Consider the following 23903-nt stretch of genomic DNA (forward strand, 5'->3'; position numbering starts at 1 on the left):
TGTGCCGGAGCCGGCCGCGACGGTCGTCGAGGGGCGGACCGCCCGGGCGCAGCGCCGCGCCCGGTGGACGGGATGGCGCGATGCCGCAGGCGTCCCGCCGACCGGCGCGGCGCTGCGGCGCGGGGTGGCCGGCTGGCTCTTCCTCATCGGTGTCGCGCTCATCGTGATCGGCATGGCGCTGGCCCGCTGGGACGTGCGGCCGGGACTCGAGGGCGTTCGGCGTCTGCCCGGCAATCAAGGGCCGGGTCTGCCCGATCGGGTCGCGTCGTGGCCTCCACCTCCGGAGCGGCGGCCCGGTTGACGCGCCGGACGGTCTCGGCCGCCTTGCGGGCCGGCGGCCGAGACGCTAGGGATCTGAACCCCTCGCCGGGGTGTCGGGGTGTGGCGCAGTCTGGTAGCGCACCTGGTTTGGGACCAGGGGGTCGTAGGTTCGAATCCTATCGCCCCGACCATTCGTTCAGGAGCATGTCGCGTCAGATGCCGAGCGCCCGGATCTTCCGTCCATCTCGGGATGCCACGCAGTCGGGCCTCGCCCGGACCAAGCAGTGGATCCTAGAGTTCGACCGGACCAGCCCGCGCGAGATCGACCCGCTCATGGGTTGGAACGGATCCTCCGACATGATGCAGCAGGTGCGGCTGGAGTTCGACACCGAGGAGGAGGCCGTGGCCTACGCGAAGCGCGAGGGCATCGCCTACCGGGTCGAGCAGCCGGCAAAGTCGGCCCTGCGCAAGGGCCTGTCCTACTCCGACAACTTCAAATTCAACCGCACGGCGCCCTGGACGCACTGACGCGTCAGGTTTCCCGGCGCGCCCGCCACGCGGCATAGGGCGCGTCGCCGGCCGGTCGGATCTGGCTCAGCCGCATCGGCTGCGCATCGAGGGGCTGGCACAGTTCGGCGTAGATCGTGGCGCTGCCGGCTCCGTATTGCTCGGCCTCCTCGGCCGAGAAGGCGAAATAGCCCTGCTTGAAGCCGGCGAGCCGCATCGCGGCATGGCACATCGGGCACGGGCGGCCGCTCGCGTACATCACGCAATCGGACAGGTCGCGACGGCCCAGGATCTGGCTCGCCTCGCGCAACGCCACCATCTCGGCATGGGCGCTCGGGTCGTTGGTCGCGTGCACGGTGTTGGCCGCGCGCACGAGCACGGCACCGTCGCGCACGATCACCGCCCCGTAGGGTGAGCCCCCGGCCGCGACATTCGACTCGGCGAGCGCCACCGCCTCGCGGATATAGGCCTCGTGCGTGGACATGGATCCGAACTCCTTCGCCGGCGCTCCAACGCCGCGCGCGGCCCCGGAGTTCAGAACGCGTAGCGCACCGTGCAGTACGGCATGGTCTCGGCGAGCAGGGCCTTGAACCGGGCGAGCCATTGGCCCTTCCAGCCGGCCCGGTAGCGCAGGTTCGTGCCGCCGCCCTCGGAGACCTTCGCCTCCTGGATATCCGGCCGCCAGAGCAGATCCTCGGCGCGGGGATGCCAGCCCAGGTTCACGGCGTGCAGATCCGCGTTGTGGGTCAGCATGATGATCTCGCATTTGAGCTGCGCCTTGGCGGCGTCCGATAGCGTTGCGTCGATCTCGGCGAACAGCGCCCGCCAATCGGCCTCCCAGCCCTCGTGGAGGATCACGGGCGAGAAATTGGCATGAACCTCGTAGCCGGCGGCGACGAAGTCATCGATGGCGGCGATCCGCTCCGGGATGGGGGCGGTGCGCACGTCGACGATCTTGGCGATCTTCGCCGGCATGAGCGAGAAGCGGATCCGCGTCTTGCCTTGCGGATCGTAGTCCAGAAGCTCGCGATTCACCGCCTTGGTGGCGAACGAGGCTTTCGCGTTCGGCAGGGCGCGGAACAGCTCGACCATGCTGCGCACGCCGCTGCTGACGGCGGCGTCGACCGAGAGGTCGCCGTTCTCGCCGATGTCGTAGACCCAGTACTCCGGATCGATCGCGTCGGGCTCAGGCAGGGGACCCTGCCGCTTGGCATGCCGGGTGATCGCCGCGCAGGCCTGCTCGACGTTCACGAACAGGGAGATCGGGTTCGAGAAGCCCTTGCGGCGCGGCACGTAGCAATACGCGCAGGCCATGGCGCAGCCGTTGGAGGTGGAGGGCGCGATGAAATGGGCGCTGCGTCCGTTCGGGCGCATCGTCAGGCTCTTCTTCACGCCGAGCACGAGCGTCGAGCGCTTGATGCGAACCCAATCCTCCACGGACCCGGCATTGCCGTGCAGGTCCGGGATGTTCCAGTGGGACGGCACCACGATGCGCTCCGCCGCGGGATAGCGCGCGAGGATCTGCTGCCCGACGGGAAACGCATCGACCGCGGGCTCGTGGTAGATCGTCCGGATGTCGAGGAGATCGCGGGTCAGTGCCATGACGGGTCCGGGAGCCAGAAATGGCCCGTGGATCGATATGGTGTTCGGCAGCCGGACTGAAATGGCTTGCGGCCTGACGCCTCAATCAACCGCAAGACCGGTGCAGATCAGGAAGATCTCTGTTTCTCGGCCGATCTTCAACGATATCTTACGATTCCCTGGCGATCCTCACGCGCCTCTCAGTGGACGTGCGATGATCGTTCAGGACCAGAAGAGATCCGGTCCGGAGACATCCGGCCCCGGCGAGGGCGTCGGACCTGCGGGATGGATGCGCGACGTGCTGATCCGTCGGGACCAGCTCGAAGCCATGCGCGGCAGCGTCCTGACGGCGATCCCCGTCAACATGCTGCTCGGGCTGGCGAGCCTGCTGGTCGCGTACCGAAGCGATCACGGCTTTGCCGGAGCCCTCTGGTATGCGGCCTCGACCGGGGTCAACCTGCTGCGCATCGCGCTCTGCCGTGCGCCCTGCCTCGGTTTGTCCCTGACGGCCGACATGCCGCCACGGATGGCCGAGGCGGCCGCGCACTCGATCGATCGGCATCTGCACGCCAACATCGCCGCGGCGTTCCTGTCCGGCTCGGTCTGGGCGTGCCAGCCCCTGCTCTGCGAGGGCTACACCTCCGCGCAGGCGCTGTTCTATCTCGGCGTGACCTGCGGCGTCACGGCCGGGGCCGTGACCCACGGGACGGCTTTCGCCCGCATCCCGGTCAGCTTCATCCTGCTCCCGCTGCTGTCGGTGACCGGCTGCCTCCTCATCGCCGGGGGTTTCGACCGGACCTGCCTGGCGGCCTGCGTGCTGCTGTATTTCCTCGCCCTGACCCACACCGCCTTCCGCAGCGAGGCCGGGTTCCGCGCAGCGAGCCGGCTCAAGAACGAGGCCACCGCGCTGGCGCGCTCGCGCGCCGAGGCCCATGCGAGCGCGAGCGCCCTCGTCGATGAGATGCGTTGGCGCGCCACCCACGACGACCTCACCGGCCTGCTGAACCGGGCGGGCTTTATCCAGCAGGCGGAAGACCGGCTCGCGGCCGGCGCGCAGAGCCTGCTGCTGCTCGACCTCGACGGCTTCAAGTTCGTCAACGACGTCTACGGGCACAAGGCCGGCGACCATGTGCTGATCGAGGTCGCCCGTCGGTTGCGCGCCGCAGCGCCGGAAACAGCCCTCGCCGCCCGCCTCGGCGGCGACGAGTTCGCGGTGCTGTACGATCACGCCGCGTCCGGGACGTCCCACGACGTGCTGGCGGAGCGCCTCATCGCGGCGGTCGGCCTGCCGTTTGCCGGCTTCGATGCGGGCCGACTCGGGGTCAGCATCGGCATCCATGCCGGACCCGAGCCGAGCCTGACGGAGATGCTGAGCTGCGCCGACGAGGCGCTGTATGCCGCGAAGGCGTCCGGTCAGAGCCAGTTCCGCACCTTCGATGCCGGCTTGCGCGACCGCCTGCAGATGCGACGCGACTTGGAGCGCGACCTCTCTCAGGCGCTGGCCGAGAACGCCCTGGAGGTGTGGTTCCAGCCGATCTACGCCCTGGACGCTCGTACGCTCGTGGGTTTGGAAGCCCTGGTGCGCTGGCAGCATCCCCGGCTCGGCTGGATCGCGCCGCCGGACCTGATCGCCGCGGCCGCGTCGGTCGGCCTGACCGAATCGCTGCTCCGCGCCATCCTCGAGCAGGTCTGCGCGATGATGCAGATCCTGCGCAGCCGGGGACTGGGCACCGTCCGCGTGGCGATGAACGTCTCACCCCGGGAGATGGCGCAGGTTCCGGTGGACGAGATCGTCATCGGCCGGCTGAGCCTGCTCGACCTGCCGCCCGCCATGCTGGAGATCGAGATTACCGAGGAGACGGCGCTCGATATCGGGGCGGTCCAGGGCAAGCTGCAGGCCCTGTCACGGGCCGGTATCCGGGTGGCCCTGGACGATTTCGGCATCGGCTACTCGTCGCTCTCGTCCCTGCGCCAGCTCCGGGCCGACCGGATCAAGATCGACCGGAGCTTCGTCACCGGGCTCGGGACCTGCGAGGACAAGCACGGTCTGGTGCTCGCCGTGCTCGGACTCGGCCGGCTGCTCGGGCTCGAGGTCGTCGCCGAGGGCGTCGAATCGGCCGAGGACCTCCACATCCTGCAGGCGATGGGTTGCCCGTTCCTCCAAGGCTATCACCTCGGCCGACCGATGCCGGTGCACGCCTTGGAGAACACGCTGCTCATCGCACAGACAGAGGCGGCCTGAACGCCGCCCGATCGCGCCGAGACCGATCGAGACCAGGCCGAGGGCCGGGTTGGCCGCCTGTCCCGTCCGTCGGCATCGCGGCGGCGTTGCCATCCGCGCCTCGGGCGTGCGGCACACACCCTCGATGTGTTCGCATCATGAATAGGGCTAATCGCCCAGCCGAATATCGAATATGTATCTATAAGCCGCGAGATGCGCTTTTTTCACATTGCATTTCGTCCGCAAGGGACTGCTTAATCAAGCCCGACGGTAGTGCGACTGCCGGACCGATTGCAGGACTCGTCATGCGCGCCTTGCGCACGCGCCGCGCCCTTTATTCCCTGATGATCGCATCGGCCGCCTGTCCTGTCCCAGCGCAGGCCGAGATGCGCATCGAAGCCGCGAAGATTACCGGTGGGGACCTCTGGATCATCGGGTATGCCGACGATCCCGACACAGAGATTACTCTGGACGACGGGTTTCCGCAGCGAACAGACAGCCGCGGCTACTTCGAGTTCCGAATCGTCTACCATCCCGCCACTTGCATCGCGACGCTGCGCACCCCGCGGCAGTCCCGCGGCGTCGTCGTCGCCGGCTGTGGCCAGATTGGGCCGCAGGCGGCCGGCCTCGTCGGCCCGGCGGGGCCGCGCGGGGAGCGAGGAGAGGCCGGCCCCAGAGGCGAGCCGGGCGCCATGGGTCCTCCCGGACCGCCCGGGGCCGAGGGTGCGCGCGGCGATCCCGGACCGGCGGGCCCTGCCGGGGGGATCGGTCCGGCGGGTCCGGCGGGTCCGGCAGGCGCCCCCGGCCCGGTCGGCGCGGTCGGTCCGGCTGGTCCGTCCGGCGATCCCGGACCGGCGGGCGAGATCGGCCCGGCGGGTCCGGCAGGCGCGCCCGGTGCCCGCGGCCCGCAAGGGCCGCCGGGGCCGCACGGACCGCCGGGACCGCCGGGGCCGCCCGGAAAGATGGGACCGCCCGGGACGATCGCGAAGCCGAAGGTGCCCCCGACGCCGGCGCGGGCGGCGAGACCCCGCCCGGCGCGCGAATCGGCGCGCCCGAGCGAAGCTCCCGAGGCCGAGCCGGGCGCCGGGGTGCCCGCCGAGGATCGCTATTGAGCCGCGCATCGATGCCGCTTGCGGATTCGTGCGGGTGCCGGAGCGTCGCGCATCCGAATGCGCGCCAACCCCGTCCGCCATCGCACGGCGCAGCCTGTGACGCCGCGCATCGCCACCGAAAAGGCGTTTTCGTGGGGTCGCTCGCTGCCGCAAAAGGGCGGCGTGGCGCCCCGTCGGGGACCTGTCACCTTAATGCCCCAACCGCACACTTTCCGAGGCCATGGGGCAGCCGACGCGAGCCAAGACGCTCGATTTGCGTTAAGCGTGACGGTGGGGTGGGCTTAATCGGATCCCAACGGAACGCCATACCTTGGCTGTTTTCGTCGCAGACATCCGGATCGGAAGAGGCCGGAAGGGCTTGTTCATCGTGAAACGACGTCCGCCAGCGAGTCGCCCACCATTCCGCGGGGTCGGAATGGTGGCGTCCGGGCTCGCGATCTTGGCAACGGCTCCGGCCACCGCCGAGACGTTGGAGAGCGCACTCGCGAAGGCCTATCAGGGCAACCCGAGCCTCAACGCGAGCCGTGCCGGCGTGCGCGCGATCGACGAGAACGTCGCGATCGCGCAGTCCGGCTACCGGCCGCAGGTCAATGTCGGCGCCTCGATCGGCGTTCAGTACCTGCAGACCACCAGCGCCAGCGCCGTCTCCTCGGCCGGCGGCTCGGCGACGGCCGCGGCAACGGCAGCGGGGACGTCCAGCGCCGGATCTCTTCTGGGGGGCACGGCCGGGGCTGGCTCCACCCTCGGCACCACGACCGGGCTCGGCTCCGGGCTCGGGACCAGCACGGGGGTCGGCGCCGGCGGTGCCGGTGCGGGCCTGACCTCCGGCGCGACGTCGAATGCAGCCAGTCAGCCCGGTCAGTCGATCGGATCGACGGCCTCGACCGAGGCGGTCGCCCAGACCATCACGTCGCGGCGGACGGTCGGGCAGACCTATCTGCCGGCCAGCGCGGGCCTGACCGTCTCGCAGACTCTGTTCAACGGCTTCCAGACCGACAACCAGACGCGGCGCGCCGAGTCGACCGTCTACAGCCAGCGCGAGATCCTGCGCTTCACGGAGCTGACGGTCCTCTACAACGCCGTTCAGTCCTACATGAACGTGCTGAGCAACACGGCCACGCTGGAGCTCAATCGGAACAACGTCGAGGTTCTGGAAGAGCAGCTTCGCCAGACCCGCGACCGGTTCAACGTGGGCGAAGTCACGCGGACCGACGTCGCGCAGGCGGAGGCCCGCCTCGCCGGCGCGCGCTCGCAGGTCAGCGCCGCCGAATCAGCCCTGCGCACCAGCATCGGCATCTATCGGCAGAACATCGGCGTGGAGCCGCGCCAGCTGGCACCGGGCCGGCCGCTCGACCGGTTCGTCCCGCCAAGTCTGGACGCGGCCATCGCCATCGGCCTGCGTGATCATCCGCAGATCGTGTCGGCAATCCACGCCGTCGATGCGGCCGAAGCACAGGTCAAGGTACTGGAGGGGCAGCTCGCGCCGAGCGTCAGCCTGCAGGGCTCGCTGACCCAGAGCTACGATCAGAGCGGCCCGAACCAGAGCTTCTTCATCGGATTCGTGGGCGGGCGGGTGAATATCCCGATCTACGAGGGCGGCCAGGTCTACGCGTCGATCCGCCAGGCCAAGGAGACGGTCGGCCAGAACCGCATTCAGGTCGACCAGGCGCGCGACCAGGTCCGGGCGCAGATCGTCGATTTCTGGGGCCGGCTCGAGGCCGCGAAGGCGCAGGTCATCGCGGCGCAGGCCCAGGTCCAGGCCAACGAGGTGGCGCTGAACGGCGTGCGCGAGGAAGCGCGCGTCGGCCAGCGGACGACCCTCGACGTGCTCAACGCGCAGCAGGAGCTCCTCACCTCGCGCGTGAACCTGATCGTCGCCCAGCGCGATCGCGTGATCTTCTCCTACGGGGTGGTTCAGGCGATCGGACAGCTCACGGCCCGGTTCACCGCCCTGCCGGTCGAGTACTACAGCGCCAAGGTCCACTACGATCAGGTCAAGGATCTGTGGTTCGGCCTGCGCACGCCGGATGGGCGCTGAGGTCTTTTCCACGGGGAGTGTGGTGCTGGCGCGCTTGCCGCAACGAAATGGCATGGAATACTGATTGAACACCGGCCCGTTCGGGCCGCTTTCCAGTCTCCCATGCCCGAGTGCGCCTGCCGATGAGTGCAGCAAGCCCCAAGATCCCGGACACGAATTTCCAGGACAAGGCTGCCGACAAGGCGCACGAGCCTTCGATGGAAGAGATCCTGGCGTCGATCCGGAGGATCATCGCCGACGATCAGGCGACCAAGCCGGCCGAGGTCGCCCCGGCGCCCGAGCCCGACGACGTCCTCGATCTCGCGGAGGTCGCTGAACCGGTCGTCCGTCCGCGCGCCGTCGCGCCGGAGCCCGAACCGGCGATGATCGATTTCGACGCGATCGATTTCGACGAGCCGGTGGCCCCGGAGCCGGAGCCGATCCCGGAGCCCCCGGCACCCCCGCCGCCGCCGCAGCCGGTGTTCCAGGCGGCACGGCCGGAGCCGGAGCCCGAGGCCCTCGTCTCGCCGGCCACCGACGCCAGCGTCAGCGGCGCGTTCAACCTGCTGGCCCACACGGTGCTGACGCAGAACGCCCGGACGCTGGAGGATCTCGTCAAGGAGATGCTCCGGCCGATGCTGAAATCCTGGCTCGACGACAACCTGCCGGCCGTGGTCGAGCGTCTCGTGCGGGCCGAGATCGAGCGGGTCTCGCGCGGTCGCTGAGTCTCACACCGCGATTGCGGGGCGGGATCGGCTAGCACCTGAGCCGATCGGCCGACCGAAATCGCATCCCCACCGTCATCCCGGGTCCGCATGGCGGAGCCCGGGATCGAGAGCCGCCGAGGCGCCAAGCACGGGCCCCCGATGAGGGTCTGGGTTCCGGGCCCCGCTGCGCAGTCCCGGAATGACGGGCTCGTCGTCGGGAGCGCGGCACCTCCTCGATGCCACACGCGTCGCCGAGCCCAGGGGCGGCCGGGCCGCGTGTTGACGGGAGCGGCGTGACGGTCGAAAGCGGGTCCGACCCCGTTTGGACAAGCGCCCGCCCGTACCCGCGATGATGGACAAGACCTTCGAGCCCGCCTCCGTCGAGGCGCGGATCTCCGCAGCCTGGGTCGAGGCGGACGCCTTCCGCGCCGGCCGGCCCGAGCGCGCCGGAGCCCCGCCGTACTGCATCGTGATCCCGCCGCCGAACGTGACGGGCTCGCTGCACATGGGCCACGCCCTCAACAACACCCTGCAGGACGTGCTCTGCCGCTTCGAGCGCATGCGCGGCAAGGACGTGCTGTGGCAGCCCGGGACCGATCACGCCGGGATCGCGACGCAGATGGTGGTCGAGCGGCGCATGGCCGAGGCCCGGGAGCCCGGCCGCCGCGAGATCGGCCGCGCGGCCTTCGTCGAGAAGGTCTGGGCCTGGAAGGCGGAATCCGGCGGCGCCATCGTCAACCAGCTCAAGCGTCTCGGTGCCTCCTGCGACTGGTCGCGGGAGCGCTTCACCATGGACGAGGGCCTGAGCCGGGCCGTGCTCAAGACCTTCGTCGACCTGCACCGCCAGGGCCTGATCTACCGCGACAAGCGGCTGGTGAACTGGGACCCGAAATTCCAGACCGCGATCTCGGACCTGGAGGTCCAGCAGATCGAGACCAAGGGCCATCTCTGGCACTTCGACTACCCGGTCGTGGACGAGGCCGGCCGTGAGACCGGCGAGATCATCACGGTGGCGACGACCCGCCCCGAGACGATGCTGGGCGATACCGGCATCGCGGTCCATCCCGAGGACGAGCGCTACCGGGCGCTCGTCGGCAAGCGCGTGCGCCTGCCGCTGGTCGGCCGTCTGATCCCGATCGTCGCCGATGAGTATTCCGATCCCGAGAAGGGCACCGGCGCGGTCAAGATCACCCCGGCCCACGACTTCAACGACTTCGAGGTCGGGCGGCGCCACGGGCTCGGCCTGATCAACGTGCTCGATCCCGAGGGCCGGATGCTGCTCGACGGCAACGCGGCCTTCCTCGACGGGACCTCGCCCGAGCCGGAGGCCCTGGCGCTCCACGGCCTCGACCGGGCGCAGGCGCGCAAGGAGGTCGTCGCCCTGATGGAGGCGCGCGAGCGCCTCCGCATGATCGAGCCGAACACCCATGCGGTCCCGCACGGCGACCGCTCGGGCGTCGTCATCGAGCCGTACCTGACCGACCAATGGTACGTGAACGTCAAGCCGCTGGCCGAACGCGCTCTGCAGGCGGTGCGCGACGGACAGACCAAGTTCGTCCCCGAGAATTACGAGAAGACGTTCTTCCAGTGGCTCACCAACATCGAGCCCTGGTGCGTCTCGCGCCAGCTCTGGTGGGGCCACCAGATCCCGGTCTGGTACGACGAAGAGGGCGGCATCTTCGTCGCCGAGAGCGAGGTCGAGGCGCTGGCCGCGGCTGCGGCCAAGCACGGCCGATCCGTGGCGCTGACCCGCGACGAGGACGTCCTCGACACGTGGTTCTCGTCGGCCCTCTGGCCGTTCTCGACGCTCGGCTGGCCGGATTCGACCCCGGAGCTGACGCGCTTCTACCCGACCAACACCCTGGTGACCGGCAAGGACATCCTGTTCTTCTGGGTCGCCCGGATGATGATGATGGGCCTGCACCTCACCGACCGGGCGCCGTTCGACACGGTCTACCTGCACACCCTCGTGCGGGACGCGTCGGGCGCGAAGATGTCGAAGTCGAAGGGCAACGTCGTCGATCCCCTGCAGCTGATCGATCAGGTCGGCGCCGACGTCCTGCGCTTCACCCTCTGCGCGCTGGCGGTCCAGGGCCGCGACATCAAGCTGTCCACCGACCGCGTCCAGAGCTACCGCAACTTCGCGACCAAGCTCTGGAACGCCGCCCGCTTCGCCGAGCTGAACGGCTGCGGCCTGGATCCGGCCTTCGACCCGCGCTCCGCCACCGGTGCGATCAACCGCTGGGCGCTGACCGAGGCCGCCCGCGCGGTCGATGAGGTGACGGCGGCGCTGGACGCCTTCCGCTTCAACGACGCGGCGGGCGCCGCGTACCGCTTCGTCTGGAACATCTTCTGCGACTGGTACCTCGAACTCGCCAAGCCCGTGCTCCAGGGCGAGAATGTCGATCCCGCGATCCGGGCCGAGACGCAGGCGAGCGTGGCGTTCCTGATCGATCAGGTCGCCAAGCTCCTGCACCCGTTCATGCCGTTCCTCACCGAGGAGCTCTGGGCGATCAAGGGTGCCGCCCTGCCGGAGCGCGGCCTCCTGACCCTGTCGTCCTGGCCGGACCTCGGCGGCCTCGCCGATGCGGCCGCGGAGGCTGAGGTCGGCTTCGTGGTCGATCTCGTCAGCCAGATCCGCTCGGCCCGGTCCGAGACCAATGTGCCGGCCGGCGCGCAGATCCCGCTCGTGATGGTCGGCGCCGCCCCGGAGATCCGGGCGCGGGTCGAGGCCTGGCGCGACACGCTGCTGCGCCTCGGCCGCCTGTCGGAGATCACCTTCGCGGACACGCCGCCGAAGAACTCGGTTCAGCTTCTGGTGCGCGGCAGCGTCGCCGCCCTGCCGCTGGAAGGCGTCGTCGATCTCGCCGCCGAGGTCGCGCGCCTGAAGAAGGAGCAGGGCAAGGCGGAGGGCGAGATCAAGAAGATCGACGCCAAGCTCGGCAACGCCGATTTCGTCGCCCGCGCACCGGAAGAGATCATCGAGGAGAACCGCGAGCGCCGGGAGAGCGAGGCGGCGCGGCTCGTGAAGATCGAGGAGGCGCTGGCGCGTCTGAGCGGGGACTGAGCGTTACCGGCGGGTGCCGAGGGCGCCGGTGAACGCCTTCGGCGCCCCCCAACTGCCGGACGACATGGCGCTGGGTCTCCGGAAGTCATTCTGTGACGCAACACGTGGATGCGTGGTGTAGTCCGGCGGAACATACCCGCCGGCCTGATTCCAGTACCCGGGCTTCAGGTTGGCTGACGTCCGGGCGTCACGACCCGCATCGTGGCGGCGCGTATCGACGCCGTCGGTCGTCTTGGTATTGCTGCGCGCGACCGGCACCGCGAAGGCGGGTGTGCCGTCGAAACAGTCGCGGTAATCCGTGTCCGACTCGACAGCCATCGCTCCGACAGTCGATCCGAAGAACACGGCGGCCGCGAACAGCGTCCCCATGATTGTATCCCTCCGGCTGTACGCTGGCATCCCGCGGATCCGAAAGTATCGGCCGCTGCCGAACGCGGTAGGATTATGGATCGACCCTGAGGAAGCGCGGTGACAAGCGGCACAAGCCAGGGGCGTTTCCCACGCCGCACGGCGTCGTGGCGAGCCGCCTCCGCACCTGTCGAAACCGTAATGTGACCGCCACGCCCGGGTCAGGGGCCGCCCTCTAGACAGATCCCATCGACCGCCGCGCCAGCCGGCGTCGTCCCGATCAGTCCCGAGAGGTTTCAGACCCCCATGACCGAGACCCGTCCTTCCGGCCGCACCTCGCGCCGCGCCCTCGCCTCCGTGGCCGCCGCCGCTCTGATCGCCGGCGGCGCCCTCGGCAGCGGCTACCTGCCGTCCGCCACCCCGGCCTACGCGCAGGCCCTTCCGAAATCGCCGATCGAGGCCCCCGAGCACCCGCCAGGCTCCTTCGCCGGCATCGTCAACAAGGTGAAGCCGGGCGTCGTCTCGGTGAAGGTGAAGCTCGACGATTCGGCGAGCAGCGACGACGATGACGGTCCGGGCCAGGGCCGCAACCTCCAGAACGTACCGCCGCAGCTGCGCGAGTTCTTCAAGCGCTTCGGCCAAAACGGTCCGGGCGGGATGCAGCCGCAGCACCAGGGCCCGCGCGGCGCGGTCGGCTCCGGCTTCATCATCTCGGCCGACGGCTACGTGGTGACCAACAACCACGTGGTCGACCATGCCAAGACCGTGCAGGTGACCCTGGACGACGGCCGGACGCTCGACGCGAAGGTCATCGGCAAGGATTCGAAGACCGACGTCGCGCTGCTGAAGATCAACGAGGGCTCGAACTTTCCCTACGTGCAGTTCGGCAAGACCGCGCCGCAGGTCGGCGATTGGGTCGTGGCGATCGGCAACCCGTTCGGCCTCGGCGGCACCGTCACCGCCGGCATCGTCTCGGCCCGCGGCCGCGACATCGGCGCCGGCCCCTACGACGACTTCCTGCAGATCGACGCCCCGATCAACAAGGGCAATTCCGGCGGCCCGACCTTCAACGTCAACGGCGAGGTGGTCGGCGTGAACACCGCGATCGCGTCTCCGTCGGGCGGCAGCGTCGGCCTCGCCTTCGCGATCCCGGCCGAGACCGTGCAGGCGGTGGTCGAGCAGCTCCGCACCGACGGCAAGGTCGCCCGCGGCTATCTCGGCGTCCAGATCCAGCCGGTGACGCAGGACATCGCCGAGGGTCTCGGCCTCGACAAGGCCAAGGGCGCCCTGGTCGACCACGCCGAGAGCGGAACCCCGGCGGCGAAGGCCGGCCTCAAGTCGGGCGACGTGATCGAGAAGGTCAACGGCGACGGGGTGGACAGCGCCCGCGAGCTGTCGCGCAAGATCGCCGGCATGAAGCCCGGCGCCAAGGTCGAGCTCAGCTACCTGCGCGGCGGCAAGTCGGATGTCGCCACGGTGACGCTGGGCACCATGCCGACCGACGGCACCAAGGTCGCGAGTCGCGATGACGATACCGGTAACGGCCAGCCCCGGCTCGGTCTCCAGCTCGCGCCGGCCGGCGAGGTCGGCCTTTCCGACCAGGGCGTCGCGGTGGTGCAGGTCGATCCGGACGGGCCGGCGGCCGCCAAGGGCATCGAGACCGGCGACGTGATCCTCGACGTCGGCGGCCAGAGCGTGTCCCGTCCGGCGGACGTGGCCGCGCAGATCCGGGCGGCGGAATCCAGCGGGCGCAAGGCCGTGCTGATGCGGGTGAAGAGCGGCAAGGGGCAGACCCGGTTCGTCGCGGTCTCGCTCAGCAAGAACGCCGGCTGAGGCCGGTCTGTCCCGGCGCGGGGGCCCTCCCCCGCGCCGTCTCGTGGTGACCTCCGACTGGCGCCGGCCGAGCAGGCCGGCGCCGTTTTCGTCGGTCCGGGTTTGCAGCGCGACGCCGGAGAGACGCTATCGCGCGGTCGCGGCGTCCCGGCAGGGGCGTATCGAGTCCGGCTTCGGGCGCGCGTCCGGTGCGGGTGCCGCGAAGACGGCGAGATAGGCGCCGCCCTTCAAGGGCTGGAAGCCGGTCTCCCGGTAGCCGGCCGCGGCCAGCTCGCAGCGCAGGAGGGCCGGCGGGGTGCCGTGCCGGGAGGGAATGTCGTCCGCGTCAACGATGCCGACGCGCCCGCCCGGACGCATCGCCGGAGCGAGGTTGTACAGCAGGCCGAAGGGCTGGGTGATCTCGTGGTACATGTGCACGAGGATCGCCGCGTCCACGGATTCCGGGGGCAGGCGCGGATCATGCGGCTCGCCCCGCACCACGGTGACGTTGCCGAGGCCACGCACGCGCTTTTCCAAGGCTGCCAGGTAATCCGGGGTCACGTCCTCGGCCAGCACCCGGCCGCCTGGACCGACAAGCGGGCTCAGGCGGACCACGTAGTAGCCGCTGCCGGCGCCGATATCGGCCACGGTCTGGCCGGGCGCGATGCCCATGCCCTTGGCGACCTCGGCGAACTCGCCGGCCTTGTCGCGCTCTGCCTCCGAGGACCAGCGCGGTGCGACGATCTCGGCCACGGGCCGGTCGGGCTTGCGGAAGGCGCTCGCGGGTGCCCCGGCGGGTGCCAGCGGCTCGGCGGCGAGCGCCGGACCGGTCAGGGCGACGGAGAGGAGGGCCAAGCGGAGGGCCGAGGTGCGGATCATGGCCGACAACACGCGGAGCGCCTCGGTGGTGCCGCGGACGTTGACCGTGCCGCACCCTGCGCGCCATCAAGCGCCATGACGCGCGCGGACACGCCCTGGCGGGCCACGATCCTGACCCTCTACCCGGAGATGTTCCCGGGCCCGCTCGGCGTGTCGCTCTCGGGCGACGCTCTGGCGCGGGGCGACTGGAGCCTGGAGGCGCGCAACATTCGCGAGCACGGCCTCGGCCGCCATCGCTCCGTGGACGACACGCCGGCGGGCGGTGGCGCTGGAATGGTGCTGCGCTGTGACGTGCTCGGCGCCGCCATCGACGCCGCGACCGGGACGGACGATCCGCGCCCGCGCCTGCTGATGTCGCCGCGCGGACGGCCGCTCACCCAGGCGCGGGTGCGGGCGCTCGCCGCAGGTCCGGGGGCGCTGATCGTCTGCGGACGCTTCGAGGGGGTCGACGAGCGGGTGATCGCCGGGCGCGGCCTGGAGGAGGTCTCGATTGGCGACTACGTGCTCTCCGGCGGCGAGATCGCCGCCCTGGTGGTGCTCGATGCCTGCGTGCGGCTGCTGCCCGGCGTGATGGGCAAGAGCGAGTCGGGCGACGAAGAAAGCTTCGAGGGCGGTCTCCTCGAATACCCGCACTACACGCGGCCGCGCGACTGGGAGGGTCGCGCGATCCCCGATGTGCTCTCCGGCGGCAATCACGCGGCCATCGCCCGCTGGCGGCGGGCAGAGGCCGAGCGCATCACGGCCGAACGCCGCCCGGATCTGCCTGGGTCAGGCACCCGCACCCGGTCCTGATCAGGCCGCCTCCAGGTCGATCACCGGGCCGTCGCTCTCGTAATCCATCGGGTCGAGGCGCAGCGGCTGCGCCATGGGCCGCCGGAGGCGGCTCGGGAGCGCGACATGGGCCGTTAAGGCCCCAATAACCACAAGCAGAACAGACCAGACCGCCAATATCGCGGCGCTGTGGATAGACATCAGCGTACCTCAAACGCAACGCGGCACAGCATTAAGGCTAACGGCCCAGGATTAATCGACGGTTCCGCCGCCCCGAGCAGGCTGTCCCGGGGGGGGCCAGACGGCGAAGACTGCTTGCCGGACAGGCGCTTGCAAGCCGGCCGGTTTCGGCGCATGCGCGGGATCGGGAACGCTTCCCCGCCGAGGCGCGCCCCTCTGCAAGGATGGATTCGTCATGACCAGCCGCCCCGCGCAGCGACCGCGCGTGCCCCATTTCTCCTCCGGCCCCTGCGCCAAGCGTCCGGGCTGGACCCCGGCCGCCCTGGTCGATGCCGCTCTGGGTCGGTCGCACCGCTCCCCGATCGGCAAGGCCAAGCTCGGCCGGGCGATCGACCTGACGCGGACGGTCCTGCAGGTGCCCGCCGATTATCGGATTGGCATCGTGCCCGCCTCCGATACCGGCGCCGTCGAGATGGCGATGTGGACGATGCTGGGGCCGAAGCCCGTCGAGGTCGCCGCTTGGGAGGCGTTCGGCAAGGAGTGGGTCACGGACGCGCTCAAGCAGCTCAAGATCGCGCCCCGCATCCACCAGACGCCCTACGGAACCCTGCCGGACCTCGGGGCGATCGACACCAAGAACAGCGACGTGGTCTTCACCTGGAACGGGACAGCGGCCGGCGTGAAGGTGCCGAACGGCGATTGGATCGCGGCGGACCGCGCGGGTCTGACGATCTGCGACGCCACCTCGGCCGCTTTCGCGCAGCCCCTGCCCTGGGACAAGCTCGATGTCGTGACCTTCTCCTGGCAGAAGGTGATGGGCGGCGAAGCGGCGCACGGCATGCTGATCCTCTCGCCACGCGCCGTGGCGCGGCTGGAGAGCCACACGCCGCCCTGGCCGCTGCCGAAGGTCTTCCGCCTCACCAAGGACGGCACGCTGATCGAGGGCATCTTCAAGGGCGACACGATCAACACGCCCTCCATGTTGGCGGTGGAGGATTACCTCGACACGCTGGGCTGGGCCGAGCGGATCGGCGGCCTGCCGGCGCTCCACGCGCGGGCGGATGCGAATGCCAAGGTGATCTACGACTGGGTCGCGCGCACGCCCTGGATCGCGCCCCTCGCGGTCGATCCCGCCACCTACTCGAACACCGGCGTCTGCCTCGTGGTCGCCGATCCGGACGTGCTCGCCCGGGGCGACGCGGCGGTCTCGGCCTTCGCGGCGGGGATTGTCGAGCGCCTCGAGCGAGAGGGTGTGGCCCTCGACATCGGCGCCTACCGCGACGCCCCGGCGGGCCTTCGGATCTGGTGCGGCGCCACGGTCGAGACCTCGGATCTGGAAGCGCTGACGCCCTGGCTCGACTGGGCTTTTGCCGAGGAGAAGGCGGCGCTGACGCAGGCGGCGTAAACGCTTTGCGGGCGATGCCCGGTCGCCACCCCGTATCGTCATCGCGAGCGGAGCAAAGCGATGACGGCCTGACGTAAAAACCCCGGCCCTTTCGGAGCCGGGGTTTTCTTTTGCATGGACGCGGCCCCGCGGGGCCGCGCCGCCCGTCTCAGTAATTGTAGGCGCGCTCGCCGTGATCGGCGATGTCGAGACCCTCGCGCTCCTCCTCCTGCGTCACCCGCAGGCCGATCGTTACATCGACGAGCTTGTAGAGGATCGCCGAGCCGATGCCCGACCACAGGAGCGTCAGGCCGACCGCCTCCGCCTGGATGATGAGCTGGCTCATCATGTCGTAGGCACCGACCGCCAGCTCGCCTGGCTTCGAGGTGTAGTCGGGGATGCCGACACCGCCGAGGTTCGGGTCGACCAGGATGCCGGTCGCCAGCGCGCCCAGGATGCCGCCGATGCAGTGGACGCCGAACACGTCCAGCGAGTCGTCGTAGCCCAGCGCGTTCTTCACGGTGGAGCACATCACGAAGCAGACCACGCCGGCGACGAGGCCGAGCACGATCGAGCCCATCGGGCCGGCGAAGCCGGAGGCCGGGGTGACGGCGACGAGGCCGGCGACCGCGCCCGACAGCATGCCGAGCAGCGACGGCTTGCCCTTGAGAGCCCACTCGGCGAACAGCCACGCCACCGCGGCCCCGCAGGTCGCCACGAAGGTGTTGAGCATGGCGAGGGCGGCGGTGCCGTTGGACTCGAGGTTCGAGCCGGCGTTGAAGCCGAACCAGCCGACCCACAGCAGCGAGGCGCCGATCATCGTCATGGTCAGGGAGTGCGGGGCGAGCAGGTCGCGGCCGTAGCCGATGCGCTTGCCCATGATCAGGCAGCCGACGAAGCCGGCGATGCCCGCGTTGATATGGACCACGGTGCCGCCGGCGAAGTCGAGGGCGCCCTTCTGAAAGAGGAAGCCGGCATCCTTGTTGACCGCGTCCAGCGCCGCCTGGGCGGTCGCCTTCGAGGCGTCGTCGGTGGCGGCGGCCAGCGCCTTGGCGGCATTGCCGACGGCGTCCGGGCCGCCCCAGTACCAGACCATGTGGGCCATCGGGAAGTAGATGACCGTGACCCAGAGGATCGTGAACACCACCAGAGCCGAGAACTTCATCCGCTCGGCGAAGGCGCCGACGATCAGCGCGGGGGTGATCATCGCGAACGTCATCTGGAAGCACAGATAGGCGTATTCGGGGATCACGACGCCGTTCGAGAAGGTCGCCACGGTGGAGTTGGCGTCGATGCCCTTCAGGAAGGCCTTCGAGAATCCGCCGACGAAGTCGTTGAGGCCGCCGCCGTTGGTGAAGGCGAGGCTGTAGCCGTAGAACACCCAGAGCAGGCCGACGATCGACACGATCGCGAAGACCTGGGTCAGCACCGACAGCATGTTCTTGGTGCGGACGAGGCCGCCGTAGAACAGCGCGAGGCCCGGGACCGACATCATCAGCACCAGGGCCGACGAGATCATCATCCAGGCCGTGTCGCCCTTGTTGGGGATCGGGGACGGCGGCGGCGAGGCCGCCTCCGGCGTCGGCGTCTGCGCGAGAGACGGCTCGATCAGGAGGGCGGCGATCGCCGCCCCTCCCAAGCCGAGCATGAGGGCATGACGAAGTTTCATGGGCACGTGGCTCCCGGTCGGAATTCGCGTTGTGTCAGAAAGGCATGAAGCTCTGCGGGCCCGGCGCGCCGGGCGTGGACTCGGACGGCGTCCGGTCAGAGGGCGTCGGCGTCGGTCTCGCCGGTCCGGATGCGCACCGCCTTCTCCAGCGGCATCACGAAGATCTTGCCGTCACCGATCTGGCCGGTCCGGGCCGCGCCCGCGATGGCGTCGATCACGCTCGACGTCAGGTCGGAGGCGACGGCAACCTCGATCTTCAGCTTGGGCAGGAAGCTCACCGCGTACTCGGCGCCGCGGTAGATCTCGGTATGGCCCTTCTGCCGGCCGTAACCCTTCACCTCCGTCACCGTCAGGCCGTGCACGCCGATACCGGTCAGCGCATCGCGGACCTCCTCGAGCTTGAACGGCTTGATGATGGCCATCACGATTTTCATGGGCGACGCCCCCTTCGCAATCCTTGGGAACCGTTGCCGTCGCCCGACTTGCAGGACGACCCGGCCCGGATCGTCCGCAGGCTCGGGATGGCCAGCGGTCGAAGGCCGCTATTCAAGGACTATGCCAGAGAGGCTGGACCGGGAACATTTTCCCGGATCGCGCTTCTGCCCACGGATTAGCCCGCAACGGTCAGATCCGAGGCAACGTGGCGGGAGATGCCGCTCAGTCGATGGGCAAACTGCCCAGATCGATGCACCGGACCGCGTTGCAGGCCAGCAACACACGCGTCAGAACGTGTTTTAATCCCCGATTCGGCGGACGAGTCCCTCCTGCGCGACCGAGGCCACGAGGTTGCCGGCCCGGTCGAAGATCTGCCCGCGGGCGAAGCCGCGGGCGCCCCCGGCAACCGGGCTGTCCTGCGCGTAGAGGAGCCACTCGTCGATCTTCACGGGTCGGTGGAACCAGAGCGCGTGGTCGAGGCTCGCCGCCTGGATGGCGGGGTCGAACACCGAGCGCCCGTGCGGGATCAGCGAGACGTCGAGCAGGGTCATGTCGGAGGCGTAGGCCAGCACCGCCCGGTGCAGGGCCGGATCGTCCGGAAGCGCCGAGGCTGCGCGCAGCCAGACATTGAAGACGGGCTCGGGAGGCCGTCCGCCCGCGTGAGCGGGGATGTAGCGGTTGAGGTCGACCGGGCGCAGGTCGATCGGGCGCTCGCGGCCGAAATAGGCGGCGATGGCCTCCGGCATGCCGGTCCCGCCCGCCTCCGCCAGCGCCTTGCCGTCGAGGAGACCCTCCGGCCCCGCCACCGCCGGCATCGCGGGCTGGTGCGTGAGGCCCTCCTCGGCGACCTGGTAGGAGACCGTCGTGGCGAAGATCGCACGCCCGTGCTGGATCGCCTTGACCCGGCGCGTGGTGAAGCTCCGGCCGTCCCGGATACGCTCGACCTCGTAGTCGATGGGGGTCCGGGGATCGCCCGGGAGCATAAAATACGCGTGCAGCGAGTGGGCCGGGCGGTCGTCCGGCACCGTCCGGGTCGCGGCGACCAGGGCCTGTGCGACGACCTGACCGCCGAAGACCCGGCGCCAGCCCGTCTTGGGGTTCTGACCCCGGAAGAGATCGACCTCCAGCCGCTCCAGGTCGAGGATGGCGATCAGCTCGGCGACGGCGTCCGTCATCGCGTCGGTATTGGCGTCGGTCATGGCCCGCGGGGTTTCCGTTCGTTGCCCGCGTGCGACATAGGCTTTTCGGACGAACCAATCCACGCGTCCCGCACGCGCGCGACACACCGGAGATCTGCCACATGACGGCCGAGATGCCCCGCCCCGGCAGCCGCAGCCTCCTGATCGCCGGCGGCGGCCTGCCGAGCCTCGCCTTGGCGCTGGCCCTCAAGCAGGCCCACGGCCCGGCGCTCGCCGTGACGGTGATCGACCCGGGCGCCGCGGATCCCGCGCGGCACCGCGGCCGCGCCTACGCCGTCGCGGCCGGCGGGCGCCGGATGCTGGGGCAGCTCGGTCTGTGGCCCCGCGTCGCGGAGGCGTCCGAGCCGATCACCGAGATGGTGATCAGTGACAGCCGTCTCGCCGATCCGGTCCGGCCCGTCTTCCTCACCTTCGGGCGCGAGGACGAGGAGCCCCGCGCGGCCGACGAACCCTTCGCCCACATGGTCGAGGCCGAACCCCTGGCTGCGGCGCTGGTGGAGGCCTGCCGGGCGGCGGGCGTGTCCTTCGTGACGGCGGGTGTGGTGCGGGCCGCGCCGGAGGGCGCCACGATCCGCGCGGTGCTGACGACCGGCGACAGCCTGCGCGGCGACCTGCTGGTGGCCGCCGATGGCGCGCGCTCGCGCCTGCGCGAGGCCGCACGGATCGGCTGGGTCGGCTGGTCCTACCCGCAGGTCGGGATCGTGGCGACCATCGGCCATGCCCGGCCGCATGCGGGCCGCGCCTTCGAGCATTTCCTGCCTGCCGGCCCCTTCGCGATCCTGCCGCTGCGCGACGGCGGCGCCCTGGGCCATCGCTCCTCCATCGTCTGGACCGAGCGGTCGGACACGGCCGAGGCCCTGCTCTCCGGGGCGCCCGACGAGGTGCTGGCCGAGATCGAGCGCCGGTTCACCCTGGACCTCGGCGCCCTCGCGCTGGAACATGGCCCGAGCCGGCACCCGCTGGCCTTCGGCATCGCCCGGGCGTTCCGCGCCGAGCGGCTCGCCCTGCTGGGGGATGCCGCCCACGTCATCCACCCGATCGCCGGCCAGGGCCTCAATCTCGGCCTCGCCGACGCGGCAGCCTTGGCCGAGGCGATGACGGGCGCGCTGCGCCTCGGCCTCGACCCGGGCAGCCCGGACGTCCTGCGCGCCTACGAGCGTGCGCGCCGGTTCGACAGCTTCGCCATGGCGGCGGCGACGGACGGGCTGAACCGTCTGTTCTCGAACGACGCACTGCCGCTCCGGCTCGCCCGCGACCTGGGCCTCGGGATCGTGGACCGGCTGCCCGGCCTCAAGCGCTTCTTCATCGGCGAGGCGGCCGCCTCGCGGGGGTCGCGGCCGCGGCTGATGCGGGGGGAGGCGCTGTAGGGCTTCCCGGATCAGCGCATCATCGCACCACGACGGCTGCGGGCAGACCCGCTCAGGCTCTCAGCCGGCGACGAGGGCGCGGGCCCGGCGCATCCAGCGCATCGAGGCCTCGACCAAAGTGGGGCTCTGGTGCTTGAGGATCGCCGACTTCAGGAGGTTCTTGGGGACCTCCCAGAGCTGGACGGACCCGATCGGGAAATGCGCCACATCGCCCGCTGTGAGATGCCGGCGCTCGCCATCCGCGCCGGTGATGAAGACGTCACCATCGAGGATGGTGATGATCTCGTCGGCGTGGTGGGTCCAGCGGAACGCGCTCGCGGTGGTGCGCCAGAGATAGACATGCGCGCTCCCGTCGTGGGTCTGCGAGACCTCTGCCACTTCGGTGACGGGACTACCTGAGACGACCCAGTCGGCCGGGATCGGAGCAGGGCTGAAGGCGGCGATCCCGGGCTTGATCGTGGTCCCGGAGACGGGACGCCCCTGCTCGTGGAGCCGGATCTCCGCATAGGCACCGGCTGCCAGCAGGAGGACGGCGACGAGGGCGATCTTCTTCACGGTCAGCTCCGGCACGCCGCGCTCAAGACATCCTTGAACGATGACAGCAGTGTCCGTGCTTCATCTCCCATCGAATAGTGGCCGGACAGCCTGAAACGGCGCATCCATGCAATCTTTGCGTGTTTGCCTTAATTCCACCTCCCGACGATCGCGCTCGTTCAGACCTCGCGATGCTCCGGATGTCCGCGAGAGTTCGCAGCCTCCGTTGCGCACCGGCGGATCCCGTCGCCGGCGCGAGCGGGTCAGCGCCCGGCGGCCGCTCCGGTCCCGCGCTCCGTGATCCAGCGGGTTGCGTCGGCCCGCGGGGCGACCACGTCGGTGTCGGTGCGCAGCTGCGGGCTGTAGGAGGGATCTTCCGCCAGCACATCGTGCCAGCGGCGCAGGAAGCGCGCTGTCTGCGAGCCGGGGGCGAAGTTGGTCGTCCGCGACGCGCTCTCATGGTGCGCCATCTCGGCGAACGGCGTGTAGACGATGCGATAGCCGAGCAGGCGCAGCTTCAGGCAGAGATCGACGTCGTTGAAGTCGAGGGCGAAGCCCTCGTCGAAGCCGTTGACGGCCTCCAGCACGGCCTTGCGGGTGGCGAACAGCGCCCCGGTCACGGCCGAGCAGTCGCGCTGGGTGAGCGCCCAGTCCGCGTAGGTCCGCTCCGCCGCCGGCCGCTTATACCAGGGATGAGCGAAGACGCCGAAGATGCCGCCGGTCATGCCGGCGTGCTGGATCGTCCCGTCCGGGAACAGCAGCCGTCCGCCGACCCCGCCGACGCCCTGGTCCATAGCGAAGGTCAGCAAGGCCTCGATCCATCCGCGGCGGCGGACGACGAGGTCGTCGTTCATCAGGATGATCAGGTCGGTTTCGGCGGCGCGCCACAGCCGGTTCATCTTGGCGGCATAGTTGAACGGCTCGCCCGCGGGACGACGCGTGTCGATGCGCTTGACCGTGAAACGGTCGGCGCGTCCCCGATAGATCGCGTCATCCTCGCGGTCGTCGCCGATCAGCACGGTGATCCGGTTGGCCGGGTAGGTGCTGCGCGCGAGGCTGTCCAGGAGCTGGACGATGTGCGGCCGGTCGGTGGGAACGCCGTCGCCGTCCTTGGGCCGGCTCTGCGCGGTCGGGATCACCAGAGTCACGGGGGGCGGATCGGCCAGCGTCCGCCGGATCTCCAGTGTGTCCGGCGTGAGCCCGGCCGCCGTCGTGAGCGGCTGGCCAGTGGCGCGGAACCACCGCTCCAGGACACGGGCGCGGGCCTTGCGCCCGGCCTTCGGCCGAGCGAGGGGCGAGGCGAGCAGCGTGTGCGGGATGCGGTCGAGGCCGATCCCGGCCGAGAGCGCGTCCAGGCAGAAGGCGAACCACGCGGCGTTCCCCTCGCGCCGGCCGAAGGTGGGCGTCACGGCGGCGAGCACCGAGGCGCGGATGACCAGGGGGAAGCCGATATAGTCATCCGCCATCAGCAGGCCCGGATTGAAGGCCGGCTTGCAGTGGACGCTCGTGACCAAGCCCTCAGCGTCGACGACGGCGTCATCCCCGTAGAAGATGCCGATGTCGGGCCGCGCCGACAGGGCCGCGCGGATCCGCTCGAGCACATCCGGGCAGGGTGTGGCGGTCGCCGGCGCCACCAGGAACACCGCGCCGTCCGCCCGCTCGATCGAGTCCGCGGCGAGCGGGCGCCTGTCGAACGGCTGAAGGTCCGCGTCGAGGAGGATCGGCACGACCGGCGTGTTCGCGTTGGGCCCGGCCGCCTTGGGGCCGGCGGGCGCCCCCCAGGCGATCGCCTCCCAGGCGGGCGAGGGGGCCGAATGGCTGCGCATCGTGATCGGTCTCAGCGAGGGGGCCG

General features: G+C 70.2%; 21 protein-coding genes and 1 tRNA gene. 12 read left to right on the forward strand and 10 right to left on the reverse strand.

All coding sequences use genetic code 11. The annotated features are described in order from the left end of the window. Position 1 precedes the first annotated feature (1 nt). The 3 genes from AC3WSN_RS18165 (at position 2) to AC3WSN_RS18175 (ending at position 789) form a co-directional block, all read left to right on the forward strand. Complete coding sequence (locus AC3WSN_RS18165) at positions 2-301, forward strand: hypothetical protein (RefSeq protein WP_492539819.1); 300 nt, start codon at positions 2-4, stop codon at positions 299-301. Between the two features lie 74 nt (positions 302-375). After that, positions 376-452 (forward strand) — tRNA-Pro (locus AC3WSN_RS18170). Positions 453-465: 13 nt separating this feature from the next. Further along, positions 466-789, forward strand: coding sequence for an ETC complex I subunit (locus AC3WSN_RS18175; protein ID WP_492539821.1), 324 nt, complete (start codon positions 466-468; stop codon positions 787-789). Between the two features lie 4 nt (positions 790-793). Here AC3WSN_RS18175 and AC3WSN_RS18180 read toward each other — a convergent pair whose 3' ends face one another. Both AC3WSN_RS18180 and AC3WSN_RS18185 read right to left on the reverse strand, forming a co-directional pair. After that, positions 794-1252, reverse strand: coding sequence for a nucleoside deaminase (locus AC3WSN_RS18180; protein WP_192707915.1), 459 nt, complete (start codon positions 1250-1252; stop codon positions 794-796). A gap of 50 nt (positions 1253-1302) precedes the next feature. Further along, on the reverse strand, positions 1303-2370 hold the full coding sequence (locus AC3WSN_RS18185; protein ID WP_492539823.1) for a spore photoproduct lyase family protein: 1068 nt from the start codon (positions 2368-2370) through the stop codon (positions 1303-1305). Positions 2371-2638: 268 nt separating this feature from the next. Here AC3WSN_RS18185 and AC3WSN_RS18190 point away from each other — a divergent pair, with 268 nt between their 5' ends. From AC3WSN_RS18190 to AC3WSN_RS18210, 5 genes are all read left to right on the forward strand, one after another. After that, the gene (locus AC3WSN_RS18190) at positions 2639-4591 is read left to right on the forward strand and encodes a putative bifunctional diguanylate cyclase/phosphodiesterase (RefSeq protein ID WP_492539825.1); all 1953 of its coding nucleotides are present in this window, start codon (positions 2639-2641) and stop codon (positions 4589-4591) included. A 284-nt stretch (positions 4592-4875) separates the two neighbouring features. Next, positions 4876-5682, forward strand: coding sequence for a collagen-like protein (locus tag AC3WSN_RS18195; protein WP_492539827.1), 807 nt, complete (start codon positions 4876-4878; stop codon positions 5680-5682). Positions 5683-6097: 415 nt separating this feature from the next. Beyond that, positions 6098-7720: a TolC family outer membrane protein gene (locus AC3WSN_RS18200; RefSeq protein ID WP_192707912.1), complete on the forward strand. Its 1623-nt coding sequence runs from the start codon at positions 6098-6100 to the stop codon at positions 7718-7720. Between the two features lie 122 nt (positions 7721-7842). Next, on the forward strand, positions 7843-8424 hold the full coding sequence (locus tag AC3WSN_RS18205) for a PopZ family protein (RefSeq protein ID WP_492539830.1): 582 nt from the start codon (positions 7843-7845) through the stop codon (positions 8422-8424). Positions 8425-8755: 331 nt separating this feature from the next. After that, complete coding sequence (locus AC3WSN_RS18210) at positions 8756-11473, forward strand: valine--tRNA ligase (RefSeq protein ID WP_492539832.1); 2718 nt, start codon at positions 8756-8758, stop codon at positions 11471-11473. A gap of 3 nt (positions 11474-11476) precedes the next feature. Here the strand turns inward: AC3WSN_RS18210 and AC3WSN_RS18215 are convergent, their stop codons facing one another. Next, positions 11477-11842 (reverse strand): hypothetical protein, encoded by a 366-nt coding sequence (locus AC3WSN_RS18215; protein WP_492539834.1) that lies wholly within the window; start codon positions 11840-11842, stop codon positions 11477-11479. A 285-nt stretch (positions 11843-12127) separates the two neighbouring features. Here AC3WSN_RS18215 and AC3WSN_RS18220 point away from each other — a divergent pair, with 285 nt between their 5' ends. After that, on the forward strand, positions 12128-13654 hold the full coding sequence (locus AC3WSN_RS18220) for a Do family serine endopeptidase (RefSeq protein WP_492539836.1): 1527 nt from the start codon (positions 12128-12130) through the stop codon (positions 13652-13654). A gap of 126 nt (positions 13655-13780) precedes the next feature. Here the strand turns inward: AC3WSN_RS18220 and AC3WSN_RS18225 are convergent, their stop codons facing one another. Then, positions 13781-14512: a class I SAM-dependent methyltransferase gene (locus tag AC3WSN_RS18225; protein WP_492543150.1), complete on the reverse strand. Its 732-nt coding sequence runs from the start codon at positions 14510-14512 to the stop codon at positions 13781-13783. A 75-nt stretch (positions 14513-14587) separates the two neighbouring features. Here AC3WSN_RS18225 and trmD point away from each other — a divergent pair, with 75 nt between their 5' ends. Next, positions 14588-15304: a tRNA (guanosine(37)-N1)-methyltransferase TrmD gene (gene trmD, locus AC3WSN_RS18230; protein ID WP_492539838.1), complete on the forward strand. Its 717-nt coding sequence runs from the start codon at positions 14588-14590 to the stop codon at positions 15302-15304. On the opposite strand, the gene AC3WSN_RS18235 is transcribed toward trmD, so the two are convergent. Next, positions 15305-15484, reverse strand: coding sequence for a hypothetical protein (locus AC3WSN_RS18235; protein ID WP_192707907.1), 180 nt, complete (start codon positions 15482-15484; stop codon positions 15305-15307). A 214-nt stretch (positions 15485-15698) separates the two neighbouring features. On the opposite strand from AC3WSN_RS18235, the gene AC3WSN_RS18240 reads away from it, so the two are divergent. Then, entirely contained in the window at positions 15699-16868 is a 1170-nt protein-coding gene (locus AC3WSN_RS18240; protein ID WP_492539840.1) for a phosphoserine transaminase, read from the forward strand. Positions 16869-17016: 148 nt separating this feature from the next. Here the strand turns inward: AC3WSN_RS18240 and AC3WSN_RS18245 are convergent, their stop codons facing one another. The 3 genes from AC3WSN_RS18245 to tesB all read right to left on the reverse strand — a co-directional run bounded on the left by AC3WSN_RS18245 (position 17017) and on the right by tesB (position 20150). Beyond that, entirely contained in the window at positions 17017-18516 is a 1500-nt protein-coding gene (locus tag AC3WSN_RS18245; RefSeq protein WP_091778367.1) for an ammonium transporter, read from the reverse strand. Between the two features lie 95 nt (positions 18517-18611). Continuing rightward, complete coding sequence (locus tag AC3WSN_RS18250; RefSeq protein WP_010683623.1) at positions 18612-18950, reverse strand: P-II family nitrogen regulator; 339 nt, start codon at positions 18948-18950, stop codon at positions 18612-18614. A 300-nt stretch (positions 18951-19250) separates the two neighbouring features. Then, complete coding sequence (gene tesB / locus AC3WSN_RS18255) at positions 19251-20150, reverse strand: acyl-CoA thioesterase II (protein WP_492539843.1); 900 nt, start codon at positions 20148-20150, stop codon at positions 19251-19253. Positions 20151-20251: 101 nt separating this feature from the next. Between tesB and AC3WSN_RS18260 the strand changes: the two genes are divergently transcribed. After that, on the forward strand, positions 20252-21517 hold the full coding sequence (locus AC3WSN_RS18260; protein ID WP_492539845.1) for an FAD-dependent monooxygenase: 1266 nt from the start codon (positions 20252-20254) through the stop codon (positions 21515-21517). Positions 21518-21577: 60 nt separating this feature from the next. Here AC3WSN_RS18260 and AC3WSN_RS18265 read toward each other — a convergent pair whose 3' ends face one another. Beyond that, on the reverse strand, positions 21578-22087 hold the full coding sequence (locus AC3WSN_RS18265; protein WP_373622806.1) for a cupin domain-containing protein: 510 nt from the start codon (positions 22085-22087) through the stop codon (positions 21578-21580). 227 nt (positions 22088-22314) lie between these two features. Further along, the gene (locus tag AC3WSN_RS18270; protein WP_492539848.1) at positions 22315-23877 is read right to left on the reverse strand and encodes a glycosyltransferase family 2 protein; all 1563 of its coding nucleotides are present in this window, start codon (positions 23875-23877) and stop codon (positions 22315-22317) included. Positions 23878-23903: the final 26 nt, after the last annotated feature.

This window comes from Methylobacterium sp. FW102-HT35C08 (assembly GCF_058790235.1).

Bases quoted from the DNA above. Each gene is read 5' to 3' on its own strand.
- AC3WSN_RS18175 (WP_492539821.1), top strand. From the start codon at position 466: ATGTCGCGTCAGATGCCGAGCGCCCGGATCTTCCGTCCATCTCGGGAT.
- AC3WSN_RS18180 (WP_192707915.1), bottom strand. From the start codon at position 1,252: ATGTCCACGCACGAGGCCTATATCCGCGAGGCGGTGGCGCTCGCCGAG.
- AC3WSN_RS18185 (WP_492539823.1), bottom strand. From the start codon at position 2,370: ATGGCACTGACCCGCGATCTCCTCGACATCCGGACGATCTACCACGAG.
- AC3WSN_RS18190 (WP_492539825.1), top strand. From the start codon at position 2,639: ATGCGCGACGTGCTGATCCGTCGGGACCAGCTCGAAGCCATGCGCGGC.
- AC3WSN_RS18195 (WP_492539827.1), top strand. From the start codon at position 4,876: ATGCGCGCCTTGCGCACGCGCCGCGCCCTTTATTCCCTGATGATCGCA.
- AC3WSN_RS18200 (WP_192707912.1), top strand. From the start codon at position 6,098: ATGGTGGCGTCCGGGCTCGCGATCTTGGCAACGGCTCCGGCCACCGCC.
- AC3WSN_RS18205 (WP_492539830.1), top strand. From the start codon at position 7,843: ATGAGTGCAGCAAGCCCCAAGATCCCGGACACGAATTTCCAGGACAAG.
- AC3WSN_RS18210 (WP_492539832.1), top strand. From the start codon at position 8,756: ATGATGGACAAGACCTTCGAGCCCGCCTCCGTCGAGGCGCGGATCTCC.
- AC3WSN_RS18215 (WP_492539834.1), bottom strand. From the start codon at position 11,842: ATGGGGACGCTGTTCGCGGCCGCCGTGTTCTTCGGATCGACTGTCGGA.
- AC3WSN_RS18220 (WP_492539836.1), top strand. From the start codon at position 12,128: ATGACCGAGACCCGTCCTTCCGGCCGCACCTCGCGCCGCGCCCTCGCC.
- AC3WSN_RS18225 (WP_492543150.1), bottom strand. From the start codon at position 14,512: ATGATCCGCACCTCGGCCCTCCGCTTGGCCCTCCTCTCCGTCGCCCTG.
- trmD (WP_492539838.1), top strand. From the start codon at position 14,588: ATGACGCGCGCGGACACGCCCTGGCGGGCCACGATCCTGACCCTCTAC.
- AC3WSN_RS18235 (WP_192707907.1), bottom strand. From the start codon at position 15,484: ATGTCTATCCACAGCGCCGCGATATTGGCGGTCTGGTCTGTTCTGCTT.
- AC3WSN_RS18240 (WP_492539840.1), top strand. From the start codon at position 15,699: ATGACCAGCCGCCCCGCGCAGCGACCGCGCGTGCCCCATTTCTCCTCC.
- AC3WSN_RS18245 (WP_091778367.1), bottom strand. From the start codon at position 18,516: ATGAAACTTCGTCATGCCCTCATGCTCGGCTTGGGAGGGGCGGCGATC.
- AC3WSN_RS18250 (WP_010683623.1), bottom strand. From the start codon at position 18,950: ATGAAAATCGTGATGGCCATCATCAAGCCGTTCAAGCTCGAGGAGGTC.
- tesB (WP_492539843.1), bottom strand. From the start codon at position 20,150: ATGACCGACGCCAATACCGACGCGATGACGGACGCCGTCGCCGAGCTG.
- AC3WSN_RS18260 (WP_492539845.1), top strand. From the start codon at position 20,252: ATGACGGCCGAGATGCCCCGCCCCGGCAGCCGCAGCCTCCTGATCGCC.
- AC3WSN_RS18270 (WP_492539848.1), bottom strand. From the start codon at position 23,877: ATGCGCAGCCATTCGGCCCCCTCGCCCGCCTGGGAGGCGATCGCCTGG.